Below are 13,718 nucleotides of genomic sequence, written 5' to 3'. Positions count from 1 at the left end.
GAAATGGTTTTTCCATATAAAATCACGTAATTACTTGAATTTATTGATAAATCTATGCCGCATACTTTTTTACGCATGAGCCAAACCTCGTTTAAACCCTCAAGACTTCTATTCTTAGTATTTTTGGCTATATTTTGTTCTATTGCCAATGCCCAAATTGATGCTGGCGCACTGCAGCAGGGCTTGGAAAAGCAGTTGCCTATGCCTTCACCGCTTGCTTTGCCAGATGCGACTGCTAAGGACCCTCTGCGCACCACCCCGCAAAGCGCGCCAGGAGATGTTACTTTTGAGGTCAAGTCCTTTGTGCTTGAGGGAGTCAATTTACTGCCCGAAGCGAGCGTGCAAGTAATCTTGAAGCCTTGGGTAAATCGCCCAGTTAATTTTGATGATTTGCAAAAAGCGTGTGATGCAGTAATGGATTTTTATCGCAAGTCTGGTTACACCGTGCAAGCAATCTTGCCGCCACAGAAAATTGCCAATGGCGTTGTCAAGATTTTAGTGACCGAAGCAAAGTTAAGTAGCGTCTTTGTGGATACGCCCAATGGTCCCACCCGTTTCAGCAAAGAAACCGCTGCTGAGTACATTACGTATGCCAACCCTATTGGCGAACCTCTCAACATGAGAGCAATTGAGCGTGCACTCATTATTCTGAATGAAACTCCGGGTGTCATGGTCTCTAGTCAGCTTGAGCCTGGCGCTAAAGATGGCGAAACAGCGGTGAGGTTACAGCTTAACCAGCCGCAGTGGTACCAAGGCAAGGTAGAAGCCAATAACTACGGCAGTAGAACCACTGGCGCCAACCAAGGTGTCATTGCTTTAAATGGTATTAATCCGCTGGGCATAGGCGATCAAATCTCTGTCAATGGTGTTTATTCTGAAGGCTCTCAGTACGTTCAGGGTTCTTATTCTTTGCCTCTATCTAAAGATGGTTTGCGTATGGGCATATCTGGTACCTATTTGAATTACAAGAACGTAAGTAACTACGCCCTGAGCTCAAGCGCAGGCTATGGTGATGCATGGACTACAGGAGCGTCACTGGCTTACCCACTCATTCGTCAGCAAGGTACTAACGTCAACATTAATGCTAATTACGACGTCAAGAGTTACATGAATAAAAACTTGCTAACGATGACAACGATTAGCAGCTACAACATAAATAATGGTTCTTTAGGTATTTCCGGCAATCACTTCGATACCTTTGGTGGCGGCGGTGTGAGTGCTGGATCTGTGACAGTAGTTCATGGTTATCTTGATATTTTGGGAACTAGTGCGCAAGGTTATGGGCAATACACGCCCGCTAGTTTTACAAAGTTCACATTCTCAGGAAATCGTACACAACAGCTAACAGAGGATGGCGCTACTACAGCCTATATTGCTGTCAATGGCCAATTCGCATCCGTGAATTTGAATTCTGCTGAGCAAGTGTATATGGGTGGTCCTTACGCTGTTCGCGCATATCCAGTTGCGCAGGGTGGCGGCTCACAAGGTGGTGTTGGCACAGTGGAATTTCGTCATCAATTTCCTGAGCGCGTAACTGGCAGTGTGTTTTATGACATCGGCCTCGTTCAGCAATACAAAAATACCTGGCAAGGCTGGCAGGGCGCATCCAATGCAAACAATACCTACTCCCTAAAAGGGGCTGGCTTTGGTGTGAAGTGGGACTGGGAAGGTTGGAATCTAGGTGCTATGGTTGCATGGCAAATTGGCAAAAATCCACTGTATTCCAATGGCCAGCCTGTTAATACCGATGGCACCACAACTAATCCACTCGGTTGGGTCACTGGAAGCTATCAATTCTAAAAAACCATTTATTAGCGAGTTGTAGGCCAATGAAAAATAATCTGCTAATCAACTTATTTGCTTTGGCCGCAACAGTATTTGTTGCCAATGTTTCTGCGCAGACAAAACCTGAGGCTAAATCAGACTACGAGTTTGTAGCTACAGTAAACGGGTCCCCCATTACGCAGGGCCTCCTCAACTTAAATGTGAGAGCCCTTACTAGTCAGGGGCAAAAAGATACTCCAGAGTTGCGTCAGGCGATTAAAGAGGATCTCATCAATAAAGAATTGATTGCGCAAGAAGCAACTCGCTTGGGCCTTGCCAAAGAAATTGATTTTCCAGATCAGATCACACAACTCAAACAAAACTTATTACTTCAGGCGTTCCTAGAAGAGCACTTCAAGAAGAATCCCATTACGGATGCCAAAATGCGTGAAGAGTATGACCGCCAGCGCAAGTTAATGGGCGAGGGTAGTAACGCCACTCAATATCGCCTGAGTCAAATCGTAGTTTCTACCGAGACTGACGCAATTGATTTAATTCGTCGCATTCAAAAAGGCGAGTTATTTGGCAAGCTGGCTCAAGAGTATTCCATTGATACGGGCTCAAAGGCTCAAGGTGGGGCATTGGGCTGGGTGTTGCCAGGCCAAGTTATTCCGGCTGTCGCAAATAGCCTTCCCAGCATGGGTAAAGGCGCTGTTTCTGCTGCCCCAATTCAAACCCCGGTTGGGTGGGTGATCATTAAGGTGGACGATAAGCGCCCGTTTAAGGTTCCCACCTTTGAAGAGGCTAAGCCCCAGCTTCGTCAGGCTTTGGTTCAGCAGTACATTGCTGAAGCTGTAAAGACCTTGAGGGCAAATGCGAGGATCGCGCAATGAATCTCTACAAAATCACCCAAGTTTTGCTGATGGCCTTGGTAACAAGTCTGCCTTTATGCGCTCAGGCACAAAAGCTAGCCTCCCAGAATTGGGTAGTAGACCTGAATGGTCAAAAGAACGAAGCCTATACCGCCAATGACTCCAAATCCTCCTTTGGGGTCTTTTGTTCGGGCGAAAAGTGCCTGTTTTATCTCCATCAGGCTCTGAAATGCGATCCAGGAGCTAAATACTCTGTTTTGATGAATAGCCAGGTTATTTCTACCGCTTTAAGCATGGAGTGCACCCAGATTGGGGGTAATCTGTTCCAGATCCTAGATCCCTTTGAAGCCGTTTTAAAGGCCACCCAGACAGGGGAAATGATCGGTTTTGCTGTAGCTCTCCAGTCCGGCGCTTTTGCCGTAACTCGGTTCAGTTTGGCAGGGGCAAAACCGGCTATCGAAAGGGCGCTTTTGGAGGCTGCAAAAAGTAAATTTAGGGACCAAAAACCACCCCCTGAAAACACCCCAAAATCGACCCTAAAAGACATCGCAATTTAAGCTAAAAAAGCCCACTTTTTTTAACGTAATATTTGCGCGAAAAAAACCGTAGCAAATCCAAATCATTTGTCGAAAATATTTGGACTCAACCTCATCACATGACAACTCTTCATCAATATACAAATCGCTAAAACTCACATAGCGACATCTAAAACATCATTTGAAGAGTGTGATGCAAGTCAAACTTAAAGTAAAAGATCATCAAAGAAATGATCTGCTCATTAAAACTTAAGGTATTACTTGAAGTAAAAAAATAGCAGAAATCAACTATTCTCAGCAGTAGATAGCCTAAAAAAATTTCTTAAAATTTGACCAAATCCCAAGGCAAAAAAACAGTTAAAAATTGACCTCATTGAGGCTGAAAAATCAGACCATTTTTACTCTATCCGGGGTATCAAAAAAAGCCAAAAATAGACTCCAAAAACAAATATTTCTCGGTCTAATTTTAATTCGTATGAGGCTATGAATTTGCCTAAAAAGGTTCATTCAATTGATAGAGAGGGAAGCAAAGAAATCAATCAAAAATGTAGGTAAAAAATCCTTCAATAAATGACACATTTTTTCTACATACAAAAGAATTTTCTAAAACAAAATGACTGATATTTTGATGTAAAAATAAGCTAAAAAAGCTATTAAAAATGACCCCATTTTTGAGTAAAAAGACCGCTTTTTAATCCTCATTTTTGGAAGCTCAAAATCGTCCGAATTGCCTAAAAAGACCCTATCAGAATTGCACTATTTTTGAGCATGAAAAATGGGCTCCTCTCTGACCCTTGTAATTACAGGGCGTGCCCTAAGTAAAAAATTGACCGAAATCAAGGTTAGCTTTAGGGTGAACTTTTGTGTATCCTAATTGTTCCCTCAGCCATATAAACAGGGCGTTCTAGGGATTTCTGAAGTAAATAAAAAGTAAGAAAAAAGTAGTAGATGAGCGAAGTATTTTTTGTTAACGAGTTGCAAGTGATTGCACTCTAGTAAATGAATTTTTTTTGAAAAAACTAGCAGTCAAAATTTTCGATCAGCAAGCAATTTTCTTTGCGAAAGTGAAGAGGAATTTTGCCGTCAAAAATTCACGTGGACTGATTGGATTTTTGATTGTCAGCCAGTGTAATTTTGCGATCGCTCAGACTGCTCCAAATGCACTCCCAACAGGGGGCCAAGTTGTCGCTGGAAACGCAACAATTTCGCAGACGCAAACCGCTAATTCTGCGACCATGAATATCAACCAAACTTCACAACGTGCTGTTGTGAATTGGGACAGTTTTAACGTCGGTAAAAATGCCCAGGTGAACTTCAATCAGCCAAATGCTTCAGCTGCGACTCTTAATCGGGTAACTGGTGCGACTGCATCCATGATTGATGGTGCGATCCGTGCAAATGGACAAGTGATCCTCGTAAATCCAAATGGCGTGACCTTTGGTAAGGGTGCGGAGATCAATGCAGCGGCTGTTGTTGCCTCCACCATGAACATCGCAAACAAGGATTTCATGGATGGAAAATCGACCTATAAAGGCAACGGAAAAGGGGCCGTCGTAAATGAGGGAAAAATCAGCGTAAATGACCCCAATGGATACATCGCGCTTTTGGCCCCAGAAATCCGCAATGAAGGCTACCTTTTGGCCCGAAAAGGACCCAATAATGCAGTCGCTTTAGCCTCTGGGGAGCAAATTACCCTGGATTTCAGGGGTGACCAGCTGATTTCAGTCAATATCGACAAGGCAGCCTATGGGGCTTTGATCGAAAACAAGCGGATTGTAGAGGTTAAGGGTGGCTTAGTCGTGGTTGCCGCAGGATCGGCCAATCAGCTCATGGGATCGGTCATTAAGAACACAGGGCGTATTTCTGCTTCTTCCATGGTCAATAACGGTGGCGTTATCGAATTGGTGGCCGCCAATGTGACCCAGGCCGGTACCGTGGCCGCCAATGGCAAAGGTGAGAACTCGAAGGGTGGTCAGGTCAATATCGTGGGTGAGAACATCACCTTGGCCCAAAACTCCAAAACTACAGCTACTGGTAAAGCGGGTGGCGGTAGCGTTGAAGTTGGCCTTGGCAGAACTCAGGCTACCAATACAAACCAAGCGCCTGTCCAAGAAGTGGCAAAAGTAGCTAGCGTGCTTACCACCACTGCAAGCATCGATACTCGTCAAGCAGCTGCGCAACAAGTTGCTGCTGTAGCAAGTCAAACAAAACAAATTGCTAAAACAGTCACAGTTCAAGACAGCGCACTGGTAGATGTTTCATCCACTCAAAAGGGTGATGCTGGAAACATTGTGATCTGGTCTGAAGTCAAAACCACTGTCAATGGAATTCTGAAAGCAGTTGGCGGATCACTCGGTGGTAATGGTGGATTTGTTGAGACCAGTTCAAAAGGAACTGTGAATGTTGGTAAGCAACTGGTCATTGATACGAGCGCTGCAAAAGGTAAGTCAGGTTTGTGGTTCTTAGATCCAATTGATTTGATAATTGATGCGAGCGCAGCGAATGTCATTTCATCTGCGTTAACAAATAACAACGTAACGATTGCTGTGAATGGCAATGTCTGTCCGAGCCTTGGCAGCTGTACTCAAAACGGTAGTGGCAGCTTGACACTTGCAAGCGGTGCAGACATCTTGAAGCAGGGTGGATCACTCACAACATTGAAATTCATTTCATCTGGAATCTTTAATCTCAATGCCAACATTTCTGGTGCAAATCTGAACGTCATCATCAATAGTTCAATTGCATATCTGAACGTTGGTACAGCGATCAACGCATCACAAGTAACAGTGCAAGCACAAACAATTTATGCGAATGGAACAATCAATGCATACGGTGTAAGTAATGCAACAACACCGCTTGGTGCTGCGATTCAATTGCTTGCGCAAGCAGTGTATGTATCCGGTCGCTTGAATGTTGCAAGCAATACAAACACAAGTAACAACACCAATACAAATAGCAACACTATTACGTATAACGGCAATGTGATTCGTAGAGAAGATATTCCTACATTCTTAACGGCGCAAAACAATGCAACGACTGCACTTGATGTGGTCTATTCAACGACTGCAGCGAACGATTCAGTAGCAGATCGCGTCAATACACAGACGAATGTCATCTATTTGAATGCGGTAAGAGAGATCAACCTCTTCAGCACAGCAGAAATCAAGGCTAATGGCACTACAGGGGGTTACATCAACCTCACTGCGCAGGCCTTTAATGCTCAAAGTGGCTCATTGATTCAAGCCAACGGCAACAATGGCCCCGGTGGCGATATCCACCTAACAACTAGTGATGTACACCTTTCAGGAGCGATCAGTGCAAATGGCACAACGGGTGGCTCTTTTGCGCTTTCTGCAAATTCTGCTCAATTTGACGGCACTGCGACTATTCAGACCAATGGATCGAACGGCCCTGGAGGCACCTTATCTATTGATGTTTCACAAGATATTAATATTGTCAATAGTGGTTTATACGTAAACGGCACATCGGATGGCGGTAGCATCCGAATCCTCTCTCGTGCGGGGAATTTAAGTCTCTTTGACTCATTAATTCAGACAAATGGCGGCAATGGTCGCGGCGGAAGTATCGGAATTTCAGCATTCAATAACACGACCCTCACAAATACAGTAGTAGAAGCAACTGGTTTTACCCAAGGTGGACATATCCTCATTGGCAATGATGCGCAGAACCACACACTACCGTTCTCCATCTTCACTCAAATTGATGCAAACAGCAGCATCAGAGCTAATCAAACGAATTCGTTAGAAACAAATAACGGTGGTTTCATTGAAACTTCTGGTCAAGCAGTAAGTCTTCTTGCCTGCATCAACGCGGGTATAGGGGGCTTGTGGTTGATTGATCCAAACAATATTACTATTGGCTCAGGTACAACATCAGGAGGATCACTTCCGAGCTTTACGGCTGGTGCAAGCAGTTCAATAGTTAATGTTTTAGAAATTACCAATGCATTGAATGCAGGTAACAATGTCACGATTTCGACAGCTGATGGTTATATAGATATAACTCAAAATATTGTCGCAAATTCTAATGCAAACCTCACAATTACTGCTCAGGACTATATTTGGATTAGCTCCGGTGTAAAGATCTGGCTAAATTCGACTAGCTCTACAGTAACAGGGACTTACACTCCTACTGACAATTCGGGCAGTCTTATTATTGGCGGACCCTCTGTAAGATCTTTAGTGAATCTCTCAACTGGTGCCGTCGATTCATCTTGGAAAACAAATTCTGCATATTATGCGAATGGTGGTGCTGCCACAAATCCTAGTAACTATTTAGCGGGAGTATATGTTGGCGCGGGTGGCGCGGCTGAACTTCGTGTTGGCAATGGAAATGTAGTAATAGCAGGGGCAAACTATGCAACCGGTACATGTGGATTTGCAGCAGCATCTTGCTCAACTAATAGCCAGAATATTGGGGTCATTGTTTACTCTGGTTCGGTCATTAGTGCTAAAAATATCTACCTATTTGCACAATCTTCTGGTTCTGTAGGTACTCAAATTGGCTATGGTGGAGCAGCAGCTTCAGTACTCAGCGCTTCTGAGCGAATAAGTGTCTATGGCTCATCTTCAAGCTCATCTCTTAATGGTAGTTATTACTCTAACGCGGTTTTTACTAACGGCTCCACTTGGAGTGCGCCGACAGTTAGCATTGCTGGGTATGCTTTAAATGGAGATTTGTACCAGGCAGGAGTAGCGCTAGGTTGGTACAACGTTTCTGGCACAGCCAATACCTTTACTACTAATAATTTTTTACTCACAACAGATAGGTTGACTTTAGGGACTACAGCAACCTCTATCTCGTGTATTACATCATGTGGTTCATTTAATTTATCTTTGGCAACTGCCACTATCACTGGTACTACTCAGTTCTTGGTTTATAACAACTCCCCCACAACGACGGGTGCCAATACTTCGGGACTTTTTGGATTTAGCCAGCTTACATTGCCATCAATGACCTCTGGTGCTCCGTATAGCTCATACTCGATAACACAGCCAGGAACTGTAACAATTAGCTCAGCCCTGTACGCTAATACGATTTCATTGACAACCATTGGTCAAATGAATATCAATGCCAATCTCATTGCAAGTGCGACTGGCGGTACAGTGAATATTAGTGCTGGGAACTTTAGTACATCTACTCCAACTATTACAGCTACCAACGTCAACATTACTGAAACCAGTGTGACATCACTAGCAAGTATTAATACCAACTTGATCAACGGCTCTGTAAATCTAAATAATAATGGAAGCCTGCAATTAACCACGCCAGCAAATTCTTACTTTGCATTAAATGCGGCTATTGCTGGGGCTGGGGGTGCAACCGCCGCAACAGTAACTATGACATCCTCAAACCAGGGAACGATTCAGTTCGGCGGTAACAATACATACACGGGCGTTACTACCATTAATGGTGGCACTCTAGCGCTGGGTGCTTCTAATGTTCTAGCCAATACTAGCGCTGTCACAATTAATGGCGGTACTTTCGCTTTGGGTAGTTACTCTGACACCGTAGGTGCAGTCACTATTGGCGAAGCAGGGGGCTCTATCACTAGTACTACTGGCGTCCTAACTGGTTCAAGTTATACCTTTAACAATACCAGCAGTGCAACTGTCTCTGCCGTCTTGGGTGGCGCTGCAAACCTAACTCAAGCAGGCAACGGAACAACCACACTCTCTGGTAATAGTACTTATACAGGTTTAACCACTGTCAGTGCTGGCACACTCAAGTTTGCTCCATCATCTACTTTCAGCATGATCTTGAGCGGTGGCATAACAAATAATGCGGATGTCTTTTACGAAGGTGCAAATTCAGCCGCATTATTTTTTGATGGGGCTATATCAGGTGCTGGGGCCTGGACAATTAATAGCGCCAGTAGCAATACAGCATTTAATAACCGAATGATTTTTCGAGGTACAGGCGCTATTGCATCTGGACAAATTACGGTAACTAATTACGGCAATTTCTGGCTTGAGGGCGCCTCAATTAATATTACTTCAGCTATATATCTGAATGGCGCTGATACCTATCTCCGTTTATATGGCGGAGTCGGCGTAACTATCAAGACAGGTACGATTACTGGTAACGGCACTGTTGATTTCTCATCTGGTGGAGGAGGGAAAGCGCTCACCCTTTCCGTTGGCAATGACAATAGAACTGGATCCTTCAGTGGTCTTATCTCAAACTCAGGTGTTGATGCTGGACCTACTATTCTGAGTATCGTAAAAGCTGGAACTGGTACTTGGACGCTCTCGGGTGCTAACACCTATACTGGCGCTACCACTATCAGTGCTGGTATTTTGTCCATCAGATCAGATGGAAATCTAGGCGCAGTTCCAGGATCGGTAACTGCAAATTCGATTGCCTTGGCTGGAGGTGCATTACAAGCTACTTCCAATGTGGCGTTAAATAGCTACCGCGGAATTACATTAACTGCTGATAGTGGTTTGGCGGCTACATCATCTACTACATTGATTTATGCTGGTGCTATCACTGGCGGTTATGCCCTAACCATCAATGGCGCAAGTCAGACTGGAACAGTTTCTTTAGTAGGCGCAAATACCTACACGGGCGGCACAACACTTTCTTCTGGAACTTTAGGTGTCTATAGCAATGGCTCATTGGGTAATGGTGCCCTGTCATTGGCCGGCAGCACGACATTGCTATTGGGTCGCGCGGTAACTGATATCACTAATGATATTTCCTTAACTGGCAATGCCACAGTAGCATTTGATACGAATGTTGATTATTTGATCGTTGCTGGTGGTGGTAGCGGTGGTGTTGGTCGTGGCGGTGGCGGTGGTGCGGGTGGTGTTCTCACGGGTACGACAAGTCTTGCTAACTCTTCTTATGCCCTTACCGTGGGTGCAGGCGGTGCTGCAGTAGTGAATGATCAAAGAGGTTTAAATGGCGGTGATTCATCACTTGGATCTGTCGCTACTGCTACAGGCGGTGGCGGTGGCGGTGGCTGGACTGCTTGTGGCGGTCTAGGCGGAGGATCTGGTGGTGGTGCATCTGGTTGCGGTGGATCTGGTGGTGCTGGAGTAGCAGGTCAGGGGTATGCGGGCGCAACCGTGGCCGGAGTCAATCAAAATAACGGCGGCGGCGGTGGTGGTGCTGGCGCAGTTGCTTCTGGCGCAAATGGTGGTGTTGGTGTCGAAACTTACATCACTGGATCATCGCTTTGGGTTGGTGGTGGCGGTGGTGCTGGATCAATACTCGGAGGCGGTACGCCCGGTACGGGCGGTACTGGTGGCGGCGCTAATGGTAAGAATCAAATTACTACTGGTAATTCAGGCACTGCCAATACTGGTGGCGGCGGCGGCGGAGTGGAAGGCTATGCTGGAACATCTGGTGCTGGTGGTTCAGGCGTCATCATTGTTCGTTATTTAGGCCCAGACGCTGCTTCAGGCGGAACTGAAAGCTCTGGCACAGGTACTGCTACTGGTTATAGCTTACATACCTTTACCAGCACGGGCTCACTTACTTTTAATTCAATTTCTGCAAAATTATCAGGTGTTATTAGTGGTGCCAATCGTTTAACTGTTGCTGCTACGCCTGGAACCTTAAGTCTTACTAGCGCAAATACCTATAGTGGTGGCACCACAATTTCTTCGGGAACATTGCAGGTTGGTAATGGTGGCACTTCCGGAAACCTGGGGTCTGGAAGCGTGACCAATAATGCCGCTCTGGTCTTTAATCGTAGCAATGATTTCACAATTTCTAATGCAATCTCGGGCACTGGCGCCTTAACTAAGAATGGAGCAGGAGCGCTAACACTTTCTTACGCCAATACTTATACCGGCGCCACAACCATTAGCGCTGGCTCATTAACTGCTGGTATTGCAAATGCTATTGCTCAAAGTGCTAGCGTAACTTTGTCAGATGTTTCGGGAGCTGTTTTTAATTTGGGTGGATTTGATCAGGGGATCAAAAACCTTAGTGGCGGCGGTTCGACAGGTGGAAACATTATTCTGGGATCGAACTTATTGACCATTACTCAAACATCGGGCACAAATTACGGTGGCGTTATTTCTGGTGCCGATGGCCAGTTGACCAAGTTGGGTAACTCCCAGTTAACGCTGACTGGCTCCAATACCTATACAGGTGCTACAACCATTAATGCAGGCACATTGAAAATAGGTGCGGCTGGAGGTGTGATAGCAAATGCTTCTGCAGTTGTGGTTGGCGCAAGTGGAACTCTTGATGTTTACTACAGTGAGACAGTAGGTTCGATTAGCGGATCTGGAACAATCTATACCCAAAGCCCAAGCAGCAATATTGTTTTAACCATGGGTGGTAATGACAGCTCAACAACATTTAGCGGTAATCTGTCGATGGGTCAAACAGCACTGGGATATGTGAAGATAGGTACTGGCACCCTGACTCTGGATGGAACAAGCACTTTCCCTAACTATGGCTCTTCAGTTGCGTTCGATATTAATGGTGGCGCTGTTTTATTAGGATCTTCTGGCGCTTTTGGAAACTTGACATCCAATAGCAATGCCAAGATTGGATTTGGTGGCGGCACATTAAAGTACTCATCCAGTAATACAACTGATTACTCCGGAAACTTCAAGACCACTAGTGGCCAAGCCATTTCAATTGATACCAATGGACAGAACGTTACTTTTACATCAAATCTAACAAGTTCATCAGGCACCCTAACAAAATTAGGTTCTGGCGCATTAACACTCGGTGGTACCAATACCTATGCCGGTGGCACGACTGTTAGTGCTGGTACGCTCAAAGCTGGCAGCGCCACAGCATTTGGAGGCTCTGCTGGAGCAATTACTGTTGCAGACGGCGCTACCCTTGATCTCAACGGTAAGACATTAGCCAATACCAATGCACTCACTTTAAATGGTGCAGGTGTTAGTTCTGCTGGCTCATTAACTAATTCGAGTGGAACTGCGGGGACTTATGCTGGCGCAATCACTTTAGGTAGCGCTGCAGCTTTTGGCAGTACAAGTGAAGCAATCACTGTTTCAGGTGTGATCTCAGATGCCAGTGATTATGGATTGGCAATCATTGGCAACAAAGCAGTGACATTGAGTAGCACAAGCAACACATTAAAGACTATTGCTACTGGTTCAGCGGTTGGTGCGCTCACCATTGTCAATACAGGTGATTTAGCAATCAGCTCAGTAACTGTAGGGGGTACCACTTATACCGGACTGAACTCCACTGGCACTATTTCAGTGAAGACTACCGGCGATTTGACAATTTCTCAAAACGTCTCTACAACAAGCACCTCAGCAGTTGCCTCTGCACCAGCATTGCTATTGGCTGCTGGATACGATCAGGCTGCAGGAACTGTCACTAAAAATATCAAACTCAGTGGCTCTCCAACATTTACCGTCGGCTCCGGCGGAATCGTTGATTTCTACTCAGGCGATAGTTCAGGAAGCACTGGTTTAACTGCCTATGTAGATGCTCAATCACCTAAGTCATATACCTATAGCGCTACTTTAAGCACTCAGCCAACTGCTGCTGGCTATAACGTGATTTATCGTGGCGCGCCACCATACATTTACTTAACGATTGTGGACTCACAAACGGGGACTTATGGCACAGCTTCTGGTTTGAGCTATTGGTATTCCACCAGCCCAACACTCTATGGCTCCGCCTATTTACCGTCATCACTTTCTTCATTTAACTCTGCTCAGACCTTTACAGCTGGGCAGAGCACTATCACGATTAATTCTGGTGGCTTAACTGGAACAATCGATATCAGCACCGCGTTAACAACTACAACTAACGCCAATACCTATAGCATGACCTTATCACCAACCCTGGCTCTCTCAGGATCTAGTGTGGTCTTTGTTGCAGGTGCTGCCAAGAACTTTGTACTCAATCCAAAATCATTAAATATTGCCATCTCCAAAACCTATGATGGCAATGCTACATTTACAAATACTAATACCTATGCCTTAACCGGTATGGCCAACAGCGAGAGCGCGCCAACCATCAGCTCTGGATCAGCAACACTTTCAAGCGCGAATGTCACTTCAAGTGCAGCCACTTCATTTGCAAGCAATAGCTTTGCACTCAGCAGTGGTAACTACACCTTAACCGGCGGCACTGTCAGTGCCTCAATCTCACAATTGTCATCGGTAACCTATACCGGTAGCGCTGGTGGATCATGGTCTGATGGCACCAACTGGACTGCTGCTGGAACAGGAGCAACCGGAGCAACACCAACACTAGCTAACGTAGCTACCGTAGTGATCCCGGTAAGCGCATCAGTATCTTATGGTGATTCCATGGCAGGCCTTGCACCAACTGGCGCAGTTGGAATAACCAATAACGGCGGCATTAGCTTTGCCAATACCAGTGCTTTGACAATGCCTGCGACGATTAGCGGTGGCGGTACAGTCACGATGGCGGGATCGGCTGCAGTGACATTTACTGCAACCAACACCTACACCGGTACCACCACCATTAATAATGGCGCCACCCTCAAGCTAGGTTCAGCAACATCGATTTCCAATAGTTCTGCCTTGGTGATTGACGGTACTTTAGA

4 protein-coding genes are annotated in these 13,718 nt (G+C 45.5%); all 4 read left to right on the top strand.

Translation table 11 applies throughout. The features are described 5' to 3' along the window. Window positions 1–75: 75 nt before the first annotated feature. Complete coding sequence (locus tag ICN23_RS00020; protein WP_216230363.1) at window positions 76–1,800, top strand: ShlB/FhaC/HecB family hemolysin secretion/activation protein; 1,725 nt, start codon at window positions 76–78, stop codon at window positions 1,798–1,800. A gap of 29 nt (window positions 1,801–1,829) precedes the next feature. After that, window positions 1,830–2,657: a peptidylprolyl isomerase gene (locus tag ICN23_RS00015; RefSeq protein ID WP_216230362.1), complete on the top strand. Its 828-nt coding sequence runs from the start codon at window positions 1,830–1,832 to the stop codon at window positions 2,655–2,657. Beyond that, the gene (locus ICN23_RS00010; RefSeq protein WP_216230361.1) at window positions 2,654–3,193 is read left to right on the top strand and encodes a hypothetical protein; all 540 of its coding nucleotides are present in this window, start codon (window positions 2,654–2,656) and stop codon (window positions 3,191–3,193) included. The genes ICN23_RS00015 and ICN23_RS00010 overlap by 4 nt, the downstream gene beginning before the upstream one ends. Window positions 3,194–4,407: 1,214 nt before the next feature. Beyond that, window positions 4,408–13,718 (top strand): autotransporter-associated beta strand repeat-containing protein (locus ICN23_RS00005; RefSeq protein WP_216230360.1); only part of this gene is annotated, 9,311 nt, incomplete at its 3' end.

Origin of the sequence: Polynucleobacter sp. MWH-Jannik1A5, from assembly GCF_018881795.1 — a bacterium.
GTDB lineage: Bacteria > Pseudomonadota > Gammaproteobacteria > Burkholderiales > Burkholderiaceae > Polynucleobacter.
Note: the sequence above shows the minus strand (reverse complement) of the source record. Positions and strands in the feature narration are given on the sequence as shown.